Genomic DNA, 18,545 nt, shown 5'->3' on the forward strand with positions numbered 1-18,545 from the left:
TTACCGTTTGCATCTTGTAACAAAACTTTGTAGGTTTGAGTACCTTGATAGAATGATGTTCCACTTTTCCAAGTAAGTTTAGTAGAAGTTCTTTCTTTTACTGTAATAGAAGAAGATCCAGTTTTTGCATTTACTTTAGAAATACCATTGAATTTATATGTCATAGTATAGTTTCCAACATCCAATCCAATATTTAATGAAACAACCCCATTACTATCAGTAGTTTTAGTATAAGATTTACCGTTTACAGTAAGTACGACTGTTTTTTTCACTAAAGGAACAGTACCTGAAGTTAAAGCAACTTTAAACGGAGTATTTGCACCTTTACCAAATGTAGTTGTACTTTTAACAGTGAAAGTTGCAGTTTTACTTGGGAAAATATACAATTTATTAGAAGCACTGGACTTGGAATAAACTGTATTTCCAGCAAAGCTGTATTTTACTGTATAAACACCTTCTTTCAAGTAAGGTAATTTAAGTGAAGCTACACCTTTACTGTTGGTTTTAGCAGAATATGTCTTACCATTAACAGTGAACTTAATTATTTTACCTGCCTCTGGAGCATATCCTAAACCATTAAGCAAAGTAACTTTAATAGTCTTACTATCACTTTTAAGGAAATTATATTCACTAGTAACAAGTTTGGAACTAGTTTTAGTAATTACTTTAACTGTGTTGGTTTTAGTCAAACCATCCTTATTATAAGAAACAATCTTATATGTTCCTGCTTTAAGTGATTTCATTGAAAGACTTGCAACACCATTAGCATTAGTTTTCTTAGAAAATGTTTTTCCATTAATCTTAAACTTAATGTAGGTATTAGCTAACACCTTACCATTACTTTTCAAAAAGGTTGCATAAAACTTTCTACTATCTGCATAAACTTTAGTAATATCGCTTGATTTAATAGTAGATAAAATTTTGAATGTATTGGTTAACTTATATCCAGTAACAGGATTTTCTGAAACAACTTTGTATGTTCCAGGTTTAAGATTAATTGCTAAAGAAGCAACACCATTAGCATTAGTTTTTTTAGTGTAAGTAACACCATTAACAGTTATTTTAACATTAGTACCGGATAATGGATTACCATAGTTATCTAAAAATGTCGCTGAATAGCTTGCACTTCCTTTATAATATTTAGTAACATCTTTTGAAGTAATGGTTTTGGATACCTCAATAGGTTGAGGCTCAACAGTAGTATTATTAACTTCACTAGCATTACTTAAAGAGTTACTGTCCGAGTTAGTTGATAAAGTATTTGAGTTTTCAAATCCAGAAGACTGAGATGATACATCATCAACATTAGATTCAGAAAGTACTGATGAATCGTTAACATTCTCTGTTGGAACTGCGACATTTGATGCATCATCTACTACACTTGACGTGTATGAATCTGTAACATTTACATCACTAGCCGAAATTGCACTGACAGACAAAATTACTGTAAACACAAAAAGAAAAGTGAGTAATATTTTTTTGTTCAAAATATTTTACCTCCATATCAATTTTTTCAACATCCATGAGATTTATATATCCCACTTTATATACAAATACTTTATATAAATCTTTTTATTTCCAAATTCCATTTAAATGCGTTTAATTTTTAAAAATAAGATTAAAATATTGTAAAAATAAAATATTAAGTGAAAATAGACTTAAATTAATTAATAGAATAACTATACAATAGGATAGAAAATTTCAAGAAAAAAAAACAATATAAATTTATAAACATCAATGTTAGAGCTTATCATATGAAATAACACATTATTAAAACTTATCTAATATAAAATCATTGATTTAATTCAAGTTAGAACAAAAAACAACAAGTTAAATGAATAATATCAAAAAATAAAGTAGAATAAAGAAAAAACGATTAGAGTGTTAAAAAAATAAAATAAAGCACAAATTAACTAAAATTACCTATAAAACAAGCATAAAATTATTTGAAAATTTTCATGAAAAAAATAAAATAAAAAATGTAAAATCAAAATTAATTTTACATCATTGGAGGCATTCCTCCACCCATACCAGGCATAGGAGGCATACCACTAGCATCATTACCAGACTCATCAGGTCCAGTAGAGTTAAGTGCATTTCTTGCTGCAATCATATCGTCGATACGTAAAATCATTTCACTAGCAGCACCTGCAGATTGTAAAGCTTGGATTTTTACTCTTAAAGGTTCAATAACTCCAGCTTCTTTCATATCTACAACTTCACCAGTGAATACATTGATACCGATTAAGTTAGAGTCTTCGTGAGCAGCTTTTAAATCAGCAATTAAGTTGATGGTGTCTAAACCAGCATTTTCAATTAAAGTTCTAGGAATAACTTCTAATGCTTCTGCATATTTTAAAATAGCTAATTGTTCTCTTCCACTTACGGTTTCACCATAGTCTCTTAATTGTTTTACTAAATCGATTTCACAAGCTCCTCCACCGATGAGAACTTTACCTTCTTCGATAGTAGCAGCAACTACTCCTAAAGCATCATCAATAGCTCTTGAGATTTGTTCGGTTACGTAACGGGTACTACCTCTGAGAACAATGGAAGAAGCTTTTGGATTTTCACATTCTTCGATGAAAGTTAATTCATGGTCAAATATTTTATCGAGATATACATGGCCTGCAGAACCTAATTTGTCTTCAGATAAATCTTCAATATCAGTTACTAATTGAGCACCAGTAGCTTTTGCGATTCTTTCCATGTCAGATTTTTTAACTCTTTTGAAAGTCATGACTCCTGCTTTTTTCAAGTAGTGTTCAGCCATGTCATCAATACCTTTTTGACAGAATAATACGTTAGCACCAGAATCAACAACTTTGTTTACCATGTCTTTAATCATTTCTTCTTCTTGGTTTAAGAACAATTCAAATTGTTCAGGACTGGTAATGTCAATTTTAGCATCAGTGTTGATATCTTTTAATTCAATAGGATATTTCATGATAGCGATTTTTGCATCTTCAATATCTTTAGGCATAGCTTTAGAAACAGGTGCTTTATCAATTACAATACCTTCAGCTAAGAATGAATCTTCAACAGCATCTCCGGAGACTCTTTGAATGTTAATGTTATCAATGTCGGATTTTCCGTCTTCTTCGATTCTTAATGCTGCTTCAACAACAAGGTCAGCTAAGTGTTCTTTTGCGTAATCTGATCCTTTACCACTCATTGCAGTTACAGCTACTTTTTTAAGAGTTTCTTTATCATCAGCATCTACAGCAATACCTTGTAAAAGTTCAACTGCTTTTTCTGTTGCATTTCTGAATCCTTTTACAACAACAGAAGTTGCAATTCCATCATCTAATAATTCTTCAGCTTTAGCTAATAATTCACCAGCAATAACAACAACTGATGTAGTACCGTCACCAACAATTTCTTCTTGTTTTTTAGCGGTTTCTACGAGCATTCTAGCTGCAGGTTGTGCAATATCCATTTCACTCATGATAGTTGCACCATCATTAGTTACAGTTACATCACCCATTGAATTAACTAACATTTTATCCATACCTTTAGGACCTAAAGTAGTTCTTACAATACCTGCTAATACTTTAGCAGCAGTGATATTCATTCTTAAAGCATCTCTTTTTGAATATCTTTCAGTCCCTTCAGGAAGGATGAAAATTGGTTGATTTGCCATTTTTTAATCACCTTTAAAATTTTCTAATAAAATAATATAAAACTAAGTTTTTATACATATATAATATGGATTAGAAGTTATATAAAAACATTACTTATTAAACTTACTTAAGGTGTTTTAATGTATGAAGAAATAATAAAAGAAATTAAATTAAATTTGGGTGAAAATAAGGATTTAAACAGAAAATACCTGGCATCACAAATGGAGAAATATAAAGATCACCCTTACAATGTGGAAATTACCAAAGAGATTTCCCGTATGATGTGGGACTGCTTAACTGATGAAGAGAAAAGGCAATATATTGAAATTTCAGAAAATGACACACCAATAATTGATATCCTAGAAGAAATATTTCCAATGATTGAAAATGGAAAATATGCTGATGCTTTGGAGAAACTTGACGAATTCATGAAAACCTTCAGACCACCATTTGAAGATGATGCAGTAAATGAATATCATTACTTCACCAATCAACTAGAAGAAGACATATTCAATAAATATATTGGTGCTGAAAAAGAGATAAGACATATATCTCAGAACCAACCTTTACTTGACTTGTATTATGTATATGGATTCTTGCTTTTAGAGACAAAAGATTTGGAAAATGCTGAAAAATATCTTAAAAAAGCATTGAAACTTAATCCAGTATCTTCAAGAATACTTCTGGAGTTGTCAGACATCTATAAAATTAAAGCACCCCGTTTTAATAAGTTTTTCATATATACAACACAAGCATTGGAATATGCATACTATCCACAGGATATTGCCAGATGCTACAGAAATTTAGGTCAGTTCTATATGGAAGAGATGAATTTTGAAATTGCAGCTGCATTATATAATTACAGCATGAAATATGAATTAAATCCTCTTGCATATACCAAACTCCAACACATACAATCAAAAGGAATAAAAGCTGAATTAAGCTTAGAAGAATGCATAAATCTAATTGAAAGTAAAAAAATACAAATTGGCCCAAATCCATTTATTTTAGAAAGATTAAATGCTCTATCAGATAGATATGATAAAAAACAAGACCTGAACAGCGCATTATATTTCTATGAACTGCAATATGACCTAACACTTGATGAAAAAGTTCTTGAAAAAATCAAAGATCTTCAGAGAATAATAAAGCATTAATATAATATATAATATTATATATAGTAATATTAAAGGTGATTTTTAATGTGTTCAAGTGGAGGGCCAATGGCCGATATTGATTTAAAAAAATTAAAAACAAAAAAATACCATTGTAAAAACTGTGGAAATTCCTTTAAAGGACTTGGAAGAAAAGTAGTTTGTCCATCTTGCCAAAGCGACAACGTTGAACTTGCAGAGTAAATTTATTTTACTCTCTTTTTTTATTTTTTAGTGATAATATGAATATTGATTTTAAAAATGATGAAATACTATTTCTTGAAGGAGAAACCGGAATCGTAGGTATAATCAAAGTAGCATATGAAAATAAAATGCTATTCATTGCAACACAAGATAACGAAGAAATAGTGCAATTTTTAGAATCAAATGATATTATTGCCGTATCAAACTTTAAAAAAGACAAAAGAGCAATTCGTTCACAGGCATACCTAAGCCGTGAAGAATCTTCCCCACTTGTAATCTTGAATAAAGATCATCCATCCACCAAACGTTTAGAAACTGTCATATCAATTGGAGATGAAGTTAACCTAAATTGCAATATTATTCCTGGAACCCATCCTGAACAGAATGTATTATGTTCTTGTGACAGTTTATCTGGACTTAAAATAATAAAAACACAAACTGGAATTAAATTAAATAAAGAGTTTGATAATTTCACAATTGAAAAATTTTAGGTTAAAACATGATTATTGATTCATTTTATACAATTATAGGTCAAGCAGTAGTTTTTCTAGCTATACTAATCATAATATTGTTCTTAGTGATTATAATTTTAGGAGTTTTACTTGCTAGAAAAAATAAAATCAAATTTCCAAGATTCATATTGTTTGTTGTTGACTCCCTATATTTTCCATTTAAATCAATAGCAAATTTCCTTAAACTAGATGAATATCTTATTGATGATATTGCAATTAGAGTTAGAGATGAATTAAATAAAGAAAAATTCAAATCAGTTCCTGCTGAAAAAACATTAATCTTTTTACCTCACTGTTTAAGACATAGAGATTGCCCTGCAACACTCCAAAAAGAAGGATTAAACTGTACTGAATGTGGATTATGTTCCATAGGTGTCATCAAGAAAAAAGCAGAACCAATGGGATACAAGTTATATATTGTACCTGGATCAAGTTTTGTTAAAAAAATAGTTATGGAAAATAAGTTCAAGGCAGTTCTCGGTGTAGCTTGTCATGAGGATTTAAACCAGATGATGATGTTATTATCAGATTTTTGCCCTCAAGGAGCACTACTTGAAAAAACAGGCTGTTTTGAAACAAAAGTAAATATTAAAAAAGTATTTGAGAAATTAGATTCCAAATACTAGTCATAGCAAAACATGTATGATTAATATACAAAAAGTTAAAAGATTGTACAAAAATAGGTAAGTTTTTTTGCTAAAAATTTATGATTAAAATTTACATAATATCATACACCACAAATGCCAATCTTTTGTGAATAGTATATTGTTTTTATAAATTATTATCCTTATTTTTACCTTTTTATCAAATCTTCATCAACAATACAATCACTATTCGACAACTATCCACTATTCAGCTCACCCAGTATATACTAGATCCTGCAAAAACACTCATTTCTACCAACTTTCATCCATAACTACCTAATTTTAGCGACCCAGTTGCAATTGAATATGACCCAGATGAGCTTTCGCCAGTTATCGACAATTTTACAATAGCAAAGCAATATTGTATTATCATAAAAATTATAACCTGTTAAACACAAAAATAAATATCATATTAAAAGGTGATAAAATATGACAAACATTAGTGTTCATATGGAGCATTTCAGACTCAACCCTAAGAGGAGCATACAAAAGAAACGAATACCAAAAGGTAATCTTACCGTTTACCGTGCTTAAACGATTTGATAGTGTATTAGAGTATTCCAAAAAAGATGTAGTTGATACATACGAAGCTAACAAAAACAAAACAGAATTCATCGCACCCCTTCTAAATGCAAAAGCAGTTGATGAAAATGGTCGTAAACTCGGATTCTACAACTATTCCAAGTTCAACTTTGAAATATTATTACAAGATCCAGACAACATAGAAGAAAATCTAAAATTCTACATCAATAGTTTCAGTAAAAATGTTAAAGACATTCTGGACAACTTTGACATTGAAAAACAAATAGCAAAACTATCCAAAGCAAACCTACTATACTTATTGATTAAAAAATTTAACGAAACAAGCCTTGATTTATCACCTAAAAATATATCCAACCACGATATGGGAACAATATTTGAAGAACTCATACGTAAGTTCTCTGAAACATCCAATGAAGAAGCAGGAGAGCACTTCACACCAAGAGATGTAGTTAAACTAATGACAGAGTTGTTATTTGTAGGAGAAGAAGAAAGCACAGGAACCATCAAACTGGTATACGATCCAGCTTGTGGAACTGGAGGGATGCTCACCAGCTGCAAAGAATTCATCACCAAAACTAATCCAGACATGGATGTGGTACTGTACGGCCAAGAAATCAACGATGAAATATACGCTATATGTAAAGCAGATATGTTAATGAAAGGAGAAGATGCAGAAAACATCAAAGGACCATCAAGCACCCTATCCAATGACCAATTAAAAGATAATAAATTTGATTATATGATTTCAAATCCACCATATGGTCGTGACTGGGAACAAGATAAAGAAGTGGTTGATGCTGAAGCAGAACTAGGATTTGATGGAAGATTTAGGGCAGGACTGCCACGTAAATCTGATGGACAACTACTCTTTATCCAACACATGATATCAAAAATGAAGGATAATGGAAAATCAAGAATAGCAGTAATTACAAATGGGTCACCATTGTTTACAGGGGATGCAGGATCAGGCGAAAGTAACATAAGAAAATGGATATTTGAAAATGATTATCTCGAGGCACTCATCGCATTACCTGACCAACTATTTTTCAACACAGGAATTGGAACATATGTATGGGTATTGACAAATGAAAAAACATTACAAAGGGAAGGAAAAGTACAATTAATAGATGCACGTGAAGAATTTGTTGGAATGAGAAAATCTTTAGGTAGTAAAAGACACTTAATACCAGAAAAATCTATTATTAACATTGTAAACATATATAAAGAATTTAATGAAAATGATAAAGTCAAAATCTTTGACAATGAAGACTTCGGATACACAAAAATAACTGTTGAAAGACCAATGCAACTAAACTACCAAGCAACTCCAGAAAGACTTGAAAACTTATATTCTTATGCTCAATTTAAAAAATTAGCTGAAAGCAAAAGTAAAGACCTTGAAACAAAAATGGCTGAGGAAGAAGAAGGTAAAAAACAACAAGAAGCAATTAAAGAAGCATTACTCACAATAGGAGATGAATTATATGCAGACTGGGATACTTTCGAAGCTAAGGTTAAACAGGCATTAAATCAATTTAATTTTAAACCAGCATTCATCAAAAATGTAATCGAAAAACTATCAGAACATGATGACACAGCAAAATATGTAACTGATAAAAAAGGTAAACCAAAGGCAGACAGTAACCTTCGTGATACAGAAAAGATTCCATTGGTTCAAAATATTGATGATTACTTTGAAGAAGAAGTAAAAAAATATTACTCTGATGCATGGTATGATGATAAAAAGAACAAAATTGGTTATGAAATTAATTTCACACAATATTTCTATGTATATGAACCTCCAAGACCATTGGAAGAAATAGAATCAGATATTAACAAAGTAACTAAAGAAATACAAGATTTGCTCAAGGATTGATATTATGAGTTACAAAACTTATGATGAATATAAAGAATCAAAAATGTTCTGGATTGATAAAATACCTTCTACATGGGACACTATTAAAGCTAAACATTGTTTCAATTTAAGTGGAGGATATGCATTTAAAAGTGATGATTTTACCGAAGAGGGTATTCCTTTAGTTAGAATAGGAGATATAACTAATGGTACAATAGATTTTAACAATTGTAAAAGGTTACCCTTAGAATATGCCACCATGATGAAAGAATTTTTGGTGGAATCTGGAGACATACTAATAGCACTAACTGGAGCAACAATTGGAAAAATTGGACAGGTGCCAAAAACTAACGAAAAAATACTATTAAATCAAAGAGTTGGAAAATTAAGTTCTGATTCATCTAATTACTATAAATATATTTTAAGTTCTGATTTGATTAAAAAACAAATAAATTTAATTGCAGATGGTTCTGCACAAGAGAACATAAGTAATGAAGATATTGGCAATTTTGAAATATTTGACATTGATAATGGATTAAAACAACAAATAGCTAACTACTTAGACAAAAAAACTGCTAAAATTGATGCAACTATTGCTAAAAATGAAGAACTTATCGAATTACTTGAGGAAAAAAGAGTTGCTTTAATTAATCAAGTAGTTACTAAAGGTTTAGATTCTGATGTGCCTATGAAAGATTCTGGTGTTGAATGGATTGGTGAAATTCCTGAAAACTGGGATGTTGTTTTATTCAAAAGACTTTTTAATCTTATTAAAGATGGAACTCATGGGTCTTTTGAACGTGTAGATGATGGAGAACCTTTGCTAAGTGCTAAGAATATCTTTAATGACAAAATCAACATATCGAAAACTGAAAGTTGCATAAGTAAAGATAATTTTCTATCTATTGTTTCTAATGGATTCCCTAAAAAAGATGATTTATTAATGACAATAGTTGGAACAATAGGAAGATCATGTGTTTATGATAAAGAATTCCCCTTAGCATTTCAAAGAAGTGTGTCATTCATAAGACTTACTTATGACAATCCCTATTATTATAATTATTTTATTAAATCACAAATATTCCAATCACAATTACTTGTTAAAGCTAAACAAAGTGCACAAAAAGGAGTTTACTTAAATGATATAAAAGAATGTTTAGTGATTAGACCTCCATATGAAATTCAAATTGAAATTGCAAAGTATTTGCAAAATAGAATTACAAAAATTAATGAAACCACATCTAAAATTCAAGATAACATTAATCTTCTTGAAGAGTATAAAACTTCTTTAATTCATCATGTAGTTACTGGCAAAATTGATGTTCGAGGTGAGGAAATATGAGTTCAGACACTTCTGAAAAAGGCTTCCAAAATGATATTATTGCTTATCTTACTGGCACAGGTTATGTGAAAAGAACAACTAATGATTATGATGTTACTTCTTGTTTGGATGTTGAATTGGTTTTGAATTTTATTCATGCCACTCAACCTAAGGCATGGAAGAAGTTTGCGAAGCATAATAAGTCTAATGCTGAAGTGAGATTTATCATGTCTTTGGTTAGACAGATTAAGAAGAAAGGAACTATTGCTGTTTTGAGAGAAGGATTCCGTGATATTGCTAAATTTGATTTGTTTTATCCAAGACCTAACAGCACTCTTAACCCTGAATTGAAAGCCAAATTCAATAAAAATATTTTTTCTGTTGTTGATGAGTTGGAATATCAAAACAAGGATAAAGGTAATCGTTTGGATTTGGTTATATTTATTAATGGTATCCCCATATCAACTATTGAATTGAAAAATACTTTTACCCAAAGTGTTGACAATGCTGTTAACCAGTATAAGTTTACTCGTGACCCTCGTGAACCCTTATTCAAGAATTGTTTAGTGCATTTTGCTATGAGCAATGAAGAAATAAAGATGACCACTAAACTTAATGGCGCTAAAACAAGATTTTTACCATTTAACAAAGGAATTGAAAACCCTGAAGTAAAAGATGATTATAATACTTCTTACTTATATACGGAAATACTTCAAAAGAACCAATTATCACGTTTGATTAATAATTTTATATTTGAAGAAGACGAAACTGTAATCTTTCCTCGTTTCCATCAATTAGATTGTGTCAACATGCTGTTAGATAAGCCAGAACCTGGCCACAACTATCTCATCCAGCATAGTGCGGGATCAGGTAAAACCAAAACAATTGCATGGTTAGCACATGGATTACTAAACAAATTCGATGACAACAACAAAAGGATTTATGATATGGTTATTGTAATATCCGATCGTAAAGTTATTGATGCTCAATTACAAGACCAAGTTAAAGCTATTGAAAGAAAGCAAGGTGTTGTTGAAAAGATTGACAAAGACTCCAAGCAGTTAGCTGAAGCTATTAAATCTGGAACTAATATTGTGGTTACTACATTACATAAGTTTTCATATATTTTGGATAAGATTGAAGATGTTGAAGACCGCAATTATGCAATTATTGTTGATGAAGCTCATTCTTCTCAATCAGGTTCTCATGCAAAGCATTTACGTGAAGGTTTAACTAATGCTGAAGCAGACAAAGATACTTTAGATGAAGCTGAAGATGAATACGATGAAGCACTCTTAGATGAAATGGAAAAAAGAAGAAACACTCCTAACCTATCTTTCTTTGCATTCACTGCTACTCCAAAAGCTAGAACTTTGGAAATGTTTGGTGAAAAAGATGCTGAATTTGGTGATTTTAGACCTCATCATTTATACAGCATGAAACAAGCAATTAAAGAAGGTTTCATCCTTGACGTGTTGGAAAATTACTTAACGTATCCTACTTATTTCAAATTAGTGAAAACTGTTGAAGATGATCCAGAATTCGATGAGGATAAAGCAAAAAGGGTACTGCGAAGATTTGTTGAGTTGCATCCTCATGCAATTAAAGAAAAAACTGAAATAATGTTGGATCACTTTATGAACTCAACTATCCATAAAATCAAAGGTAAAGCAAAAGCTATGCTTGTTACTGGCAGTAGGAAAGAAGCGGTTTTATATAAATTGGAATTTGACAGACAAATTAAAGCCAGAAACTTGCCGATAAAAACATTGGCAGCATTCACAGGAACAATCAAACAGGACACAATAGAGTACACTGAAGCCAACATTAACGATACTAATAAATCTGTAAAAGAAGCGTTCAAAAGTGACGAATACAAGATTCTCATTGTTGCTAACAAGTTCCAAACTGGTTTTGACCAACCGTTATTACATACAATGTATATTAATAAGATGCTTAGAGGCGTTGCAGCAGTTCAAACATTGAGTCGTGCAAATAGAATTGCACCACACAAAGACGATACATTAATTTTGGACTTCGTTAATGATACTGACACAATTCGTGAATCATTTGAGCCATATTATGGTCAAACATCACTTGAAAAAGAAACAGACTATCATATCCTTTATGATTTAATGGAAGAAATTTACAAAGGAATGATATTTGACGAAGAAGAAGTTGAAGAGTTTGTAAAAGCATATCAAAAAGGTGTTCATCAATCCAAGTTACATAACCTTTTGGAAGAACCTGTCAAAAGATTTAAAAGAATATCTGATGACAAAGACAAACTCTTATTCAAAAAATTACTTAGGCGATATCAAAGTTTGTATTCTTTTATGGCTCAGTTATTGCCATTTAGTGATTTAAGCTTGGAGAAACTTTACATTTACATCAAATTCTTAAACAGATTACTGCCAGGTCAGGTGCCTGACATAATTCGAGGATTACTTGATGATGTTGACATGGATTCCTATAAGATTGATACTCGTGACGAAGGCGGATCTATAATTCTTAATGATGGTGAAGGAGAATTAACTGGAATTAGTGGCGGAATTCCAAGTGTGTTTAATGATAAAGAAAAAACAAGATTGTCACAGATATTGGAAGCATTAAACGAAGCATTTGCTACTGACTTTACAGATGAAGACAGTTTATTCGTAACACAAATCGCTAATCACATAATGTCTGATGAGGGTTTCATAACTAAAGTAAAAAGTAATCCACGCGAAAATGTTGCAGCTATATTCGGCAATATCTTTGAAGATGAACTTGTAACAATTTATGAAAGCAATGATACTTTTTACAACAAGATTAACAACAATCCAGAACTCAAAGAAAGATTGAAAAATGATTTGTTGGATTTTGTGTATGAAGAAACAGGTGAACAAACATGAATGGTGCGGTTTTGATGGATTTAGATTATGAAAAGGAAAGATTATTGGGTCTGATTGAAGTATATAATCTGTATGATGAAGATGAAATTAATATTAGTTTGTCTAATTTTGATTTGAATATTGAAGAAGTAGGTAATACTGATAAGCATAATCTTACAATTATTTGTGATGTCAATGCTAATTCTGATAATTTTAAAAAATATGATAAATCTAATTCAGAAATTTGTTTAAATTACACATTTAACGATGAAGAATTCTCTACCATTCATATGGATAGTACTAGTTTTTATTTTGATAGTGGACTGTTTGAACCTGAATTTACTGGCCATAAAACAGTCAAATATACAGTTTACGATATAAATTTAGATAAAATTGAAGAAATCATTATTGATATCGAAGCATTTTTATATGAAAAAGAAGATGACAACGGCGAAGGAATAGAAATTGTCATTGAATTTGACCAGGAGAAGTTTGAAAATGAGTTACGCAAGTTTGGATTTACAAAACACGATTGAAGGTTTAAGAGATAGTCTTTTGGATATGAGTTTGAGAAATAACTTGTTGAATTTTAGACCTAGGAAAAAGAATATTGAAATCGTTGATGAAGACATTGCTTCTTTGTACAATATTCTTGTTGTTAACGAACAAAAGATGAAATTCCTATCTAACGAGACGCTTGATGAAGATGCATTGTTAGATAATACTTGGGATTCCAATGCTGAATTAAAAGATACTCATGTAGATAAATTTCTCCAAACAAAATATGATGAAAACGAATTACAAAAAAAATTAACCCATCTTTACCGTGACAATAAAACAGTTCTTGAAGAACAAGGTTACAATGATTTCTATTTGGCATTAGGTTTCTTGGAATGGAAAGAAATTGACTATGAAGAGGGTATTCATAAAGCTCCATTGGTTTTAGTTCCAATGACTATTGAAAGAACTTCCATTTCAAAACCATTTACTGTTAATTGGAATGGGGATGAGGTAAGGTCTAATTTATCATTGATATACAAGCTTCAAGAGCAAGGTGTTGAAATACCTGATTTTGAGGAATTTGAATCAGAACAAGATTTGATAACTTATTTTAAAGAGATAGAGTCCATTATAGCCAATAAACCTGGTTGGAAAATATCTAAAGATATTTTTTTATCTAGTTTTAATTTTAAAAAGTTTGTAATGTTTAAAGACTTGAATTTAGACAATTGGGCAGGAATAGAGAATCATCCGATTAAAAGTTTATTTTATGTTGATGAACATAATTTTGATTCAGATAATGAATTGGATTTAAATTCGATGAGTTCAACTGAAATATATAATGTTGTGGATGCTGATTCGTCTCAGCTTGCCGTTTTGGAAGAGGCAAAAAAAGGTAAAAATCTTGTTGTAGAGGGGCCTCCTGGAACTGGTAAATCTCAAACTATTGTTAATTTGATTGCAGAATTAATGGCAAGAGGACAAACAGTATTATTTGTAAGTGAAAAGAAAGCAGCATTAGATGTTGTAAAAACAAGATTAGATAGTGTTGGCTTAGGTGAAGGATGCTTAGAACTTCATGGTAAAAATTCCAACAAAAAAGAGTTCTTAAATGAAATAGAACGTACCTTGAAGATTGATGCTGTAGAACTTTCAGATGAAAGTGATTTCAGACATTTAGATGAAATAAAAGATGATTTAGACGAATATGTTGACAAATTGCATACCATATATGAGGATACTGAGTTGACTCCATTTCAGTTAATTGGAATATATGAATATCGCAGTCAAGAATTAATTAATAATGACCAAGAGATACTGAAATTAGATATTGACGATGTTTCACAGTTAGATAAAGAAAAAAGAGGAGAGATAGTTAGAAAATTGGATGAAATCGTCAAATATTATGATTTGATATCACCTGTTTCAGATAATGTATGGAGAAATACTTCACCTGATAATTTAAGTTCACCAGAGGTCAAAGAATTAGCTGAAAAGTTAGAAGAATTATCCAATATATTAACCCAATTTGATGAATTGGATACAAACATTCATGAATTAATTGGTGTTGATAAAATAAATAATCTAAATATCGAACCTTTAATATCCAACTCGAAAATACTTCGACCAAATTTAAAATTGCTAAGAGATAGTGACGATTTAGAAAAACTAATTAATGACATAGCCACATTCCAAGATAAAATTGGCAATACTGATTTGGATGTAATGGATTTAGATTTAGATGAAATGAAAAATGAAATTGACACATTATTAGGGAATATTGATGGCTTAAACATCAACATGGAAATCGTAGATAAAGAAGATTTCAAAACAATAAGTGATGATTTCAAATCAAACAAAAACATCATTGAGGAATCCAATTTAGAACAAGCCCTTACAAATCCAAATCTTGAAGCAGAATTCAATGAATTCAAAACTAAAAGGAACTCTTTCTTCAAACGATTAATTGACGGCAATTACAAAAGAATCAAAAACAACTTTAAAAGTTATTACACCACAGATGTAAGTGATGATCAAATTGAAAGTGATTTTGAAAAAGTTATCACTGCCAATAATGATTTAACTAAACTAAGAAACAAGATATCAGCATATTCCAAATCAGAAACTAACAATGATGATAAAATTGTTGTAGAATCTGAAAAGCTATTGTCATGGGTTTCTGAATTAGACAGAATCAAATCCAATTTATCTTCATATCAGATTTCAGTACAAAATAACACAATTAAAGAGAAAGTCAACAACCTCATTGAACTAAAAGCACTACTGCAAGAAATTGAAAGTATGGACGATATTGGTGCATACTACTTCAATGATGATTGGAAATCTCATAAGTCTAATGTCCGAAAACTCAAAGAACAATTAAACAATATTCAAGAATTCAAAAAACAATATGATTCCAACTATTTTAATGACACAACAATAGAATTCATTGAATCCAATCAATTTGACATATTAGATTCATATTTAAATGAACTTTCTGATGTTAAAACTAAAATCCAAAAGCAATATAATGACATTAACAGTAAATTACATTTTAAAAATGAACTTGCTGTAACTAGCATGGATGTTGCAGATGTCCCTGAAATGAAAAGCAATACTGATATGCTATTGGAACATATTGAAAACTTAAATGACTATAGGTTATTTACTAAGTATTGTAATGAATATGCTGATAAATACGCAAAACAATTAATCGAATACATCAAAGCAGATAAGATAAAATCAAATATGGTAACTAGTTTATTTTACTACAATTTCTCCAATATTGCTTTAAAAGATATATTCACCAATGATTCTGTATTGGATGAATTTAATTCCAGATTACATGAGGAAAAATTATCCAAATTCAAGAAATTAGATAAAAACATAATTGAATCCAATAAATATAGGGTTCGTGAAGTTTTAGGTAGGAACAGACCGAACATGTCAATTGCTGCAGGACCAACATCTAGTTTAGGCATATTAAAAAGAGAAATGGGTAAAAAAAGAAAAATCAAACCAATCAGAAGAATTTTAACAGAAACAAGCGACATCATCTCGTATATAAAACCTTGCTTTATGATGTCTCCACTGTCAATTGCACAATACTTAGATCCTAAAATATATGAATCTTACTTTGATTATGTTATTTTTGACGAAGCAAGTCAAGTAAAAATTGAAGATTCAATAGGTGCTATGCTAAGAGGTAACAGATATATCGTTATGGGAGACACAAAGCAATTGCCTCCAACAACATTCTTTGAAAAAGAATTAGACATTGATGAAGACGATGATGAAGAAAGCTTAACAGAAAACATTGAAAGTATTTTACACTTATGTAAAAACACATTTGAAACAAAAATGCTTAAATGGCACTACAGAAGTCGCCATGAGTCATTAATATCTGTTTCCAATCAAGAATTCTATAACAATGAGTTATATGTTTTCCCTTCACCTACAAAAGAATCAGAAGACCTTGGACTTAAATTTGTATATGATCCAACAACAGTCTATGACAGAGGCGGCGGAACAAACAACATTAAAGAAGCAGAAAATGTTGTAGAATATGCATTTGATTGCTTTAGAAAATGGGGAAACTCCAGAAGTTTAGGTATCGGAACATTCAACCTAAAACAAAGAAATACCATAATGGACATATTAGAAAAGAAACTAAAAGACCATCCTGACTTAGAACACTTCTTCAATGAAGATGGTGAAGACGGTTTCTTTGTTAAAAACCTTGAAAACATACAAGGAGACGAAAGAGACATCATATTAATAAGTGTGGGTTATGGTATCGACCAAAATAATAGACTATCATTAAGCTTTGGACCTTTAAATAAAGAAGGTGGTGAAAGAAGACTAAATGTATTGATTACAAGAGCTAAAAAACAATGCGTTGTATTTTGTAACTTCAAATCTTCATTAATGCACACAACTGAAAAAACACCAAGAGGTGTAGAAGCACTCAAAACTTTCCTATACTATGCTGAAAATGGAGAATTCCCAGAAAACTACCATACAGGAGATGATTTCGACTCACCATTTGAAGAAGCAGTATACAACTTCTTAACTGATGAAGGATACACTGTTGAAAAGCAAGTCGGATGTGCAGGATACAAAATAGACCTGGCCATTGTTGATAAAGATGACTCAAACAGATATATCCTAGGAATTGAATGTGATGGTGCAACCTACCATTCATCACCATTAGCAAGAGACAGGGACAGGCTAAGACAAGAAGTTCTTGAAGGTCTAGGATGGAAATTCCATAGGATATGGTCTACCGATTGGTATCATGTCAATCAAACTGCAAAAGAAAGATTGCTAAATGCAGTAGAAGATGCAATGAAAAATAAAGATAACAAAATGATTGCTGAAAAGTTTGAAAGCAATTACAAACCAAATGTTGTTGTTAAAACACAAGAAGACAAAAAACAAGAAGAATTAGACAAGTATTTTGAGGAATATGAAAACTATTATGCGTATAGTCCTTATCCTTTAACAAATGTTGTTGGATTGGTAGAAACTGAAGGCCCTATCCATAAAGAGGATATTTATGACTTTATGAAAGTTGAAATGAATAGAAAAGCAACTAAAAGTTTTAAAACCGAAATCGATGGATATTTACTAAATGCAATCAGAAGTAATTTAATTGAACGAGACTATGAGTTTTATATGCCAAATAATTTCGATTTTGATGGAATGAAAGTTAGAAGGAGAGATTCTCCTAAAATTGATCGCATTCATCCAAAAGAAATTGAAAAATCAATTATTTACACATTAAAACTGCAATATTCCTCTTCTGAAGTTGATTTAATCAAATCTGCTTCAACATATTTAGGTTTTAAATCTCTACGAGCAAATGTCAAAGAAAAATTTGAAATTGCAATTCAAGATTTACTTTTCGATAAAACGATTAAAGAAACAAATGGAACTATTGAATTAAATCAAGGAAATGCTAAAGAACGACCCACAGATTTAATAGAAAATGTTGACAATACTATAACTCAGAAGAAACCTTATAAACACTCAATAAATTTAACAGAAGATATTGATAATACTATAACTAGGGAAAAAACTTACGAACACTCAACAAGTTTAACAGATAGTAGGACTGAGAAAAAGACGAATAATAACATGACATTTACTCCTGCAGAAATTAGAAAAAGATATGAAAATATAAATCTTCAATTAATAAATGAAGGTAAAATTGCAGGTGTAGAAGAAATAATGGATCGTGTTGGAGTAAAATATCGCATCATTGAAAAAAATAGGTTGTATGAAATTTTTGAGTAATACAAAGTAGTTTTAGT

General features: G+C 30.5%; 10 protein-coding genes. 8 read left to right on the top strand and 2 right to left on the bottom strand.

The features are described 5' to 3' along the window. Positions 1-1,487 (bottom strand): hypothetical protein (locus MR875_09335; protein MCI6995039.1); only part of this gene is annotated, 1,487 nt, incomplete at its 3' end. Positions 1,488-1,999: 512 nt separating this feature from the next. Next, a complete protein-coding gene (locus MR875_09340; protein ID MCI6995040.1) occupies positions 2,000-3,643 on the bottom strand; it encodes a thermosome subunit in 1,644 nt (547 codons plus the stop codon). Between the two features lie 120 nt (positions 3,644-3,763). Here MR875_09340 and MR875_09345 point away from each other — a divergent pair, with 120 nt between their 5' ends. The 8 genes from MR875_09345 (at position 3,764) to MR875_09380 (ending at position 18,528) form a co-directional block, all read left to right on the top strand. Beyond that, positions 3,764-4,780: a tetratricopeptide repeat protein gene (locus tag MR875_09345; GenBank protein MCI6995041.1), complete on the top strand. Its 1,017-nt coding sequence runs from the start codon at positions 3,764-3,766 to the stop codon at positions 4,778-4,780. Between the two features lie 239 nt (positions 4,781-5,019). Continuing rightward, positions 5,020-5,472, top strand: a complete 453-nt coding sequence (locus MR875_09350; GenBank protein ID MCI6995042.1) for a hypothetical protein — start codon at positions 5,020-5,022, stop codon at positions 5,470-5,472. Positions 5,473-5,480: 8 nt separating this feature from the next. Then, entirely contained in the window at positions 5,481-6,119 is a 639-nt protein-coding gene (locus MR875_09355; protein MCI6995043.1) for a DUF116 domain-containing protein, read from the top strand. 460 nt (positions 6,120-6,579) lie between these two features. Next, the gene (locus MR875_09360; GenBank protein MCI6995044.1) at positions 6,580-8,556 is read left to right on the top strand and encodes a type I restriction-modification system subunit M; all 1,977 of its coding nucleotides are present in this window, start codon (positions 6,580-6,582) and stop codon (positions 8,554-8,556) included. 4 nt (positions 8,557-8,560) lie between these two features. Further along, complete coding sequence (locus MR875_09365; protein MCI6995045.1) at positions 8,561-9,877, top strand: restriction endonuclease subunit S; 1,317 nt, start codon at positions 8,561-8,563, stop codon at positions 9,875-9,877. Then, positions 9,874-12,750 carry a type I restriction endonuclease gene (locus MR875_09370; protein MCI6995046.1) on the top strand — a complete coding sequence of 959 codons (2,877 nt, stop codon included), beginning with the start codon at positions 9,874-9,876 and terminating at the stop codon, positions 12,748-12,750. Before MR875_09365 ends, MR875_09370 begins: the two co-directional genes overlap by 4 nt. Beyond that, a complete protein-coding gene (locus tag MR875_09375; protein MCI6995047.1) occupies positions 12,747-13,265 on the top strand; it encodes a hypothetical protein in 519 nt (172 codons plus the stop codon). Before MR875_09370 ends, MR875_09375 begins: the two co-directional genes overlap by 4 nt. Continuing rightward, the gene (locus MR875_09380; GenBank protein MCI6995048.1) at positions 13,228-18,528 is read left to right on the top strand and encodes a DUF4011 domain-containing protein; all 5,301 of its coding nucleotides are present in this window, start codon (positions 13,228-13,230) and stop codon (positions 18,526-18,528) included. Before MR875_09375 ends, MR875_09380 begins: the two co-directional genes overlap by 38 nt. Positions 18,529-18,545: the final 17 nt, after the last annotated feature.

It is taken from the genome of Methanobrevibacter sp. (genome assembly GCA_022775905.1).
In the GTDB taxonomy this organism is placed as follows: domain Archaea; phylum Methanobacteriota; class Methanobacteria; order Methanobacteriales; family Methanobacteriaceae; genus Methanocatella.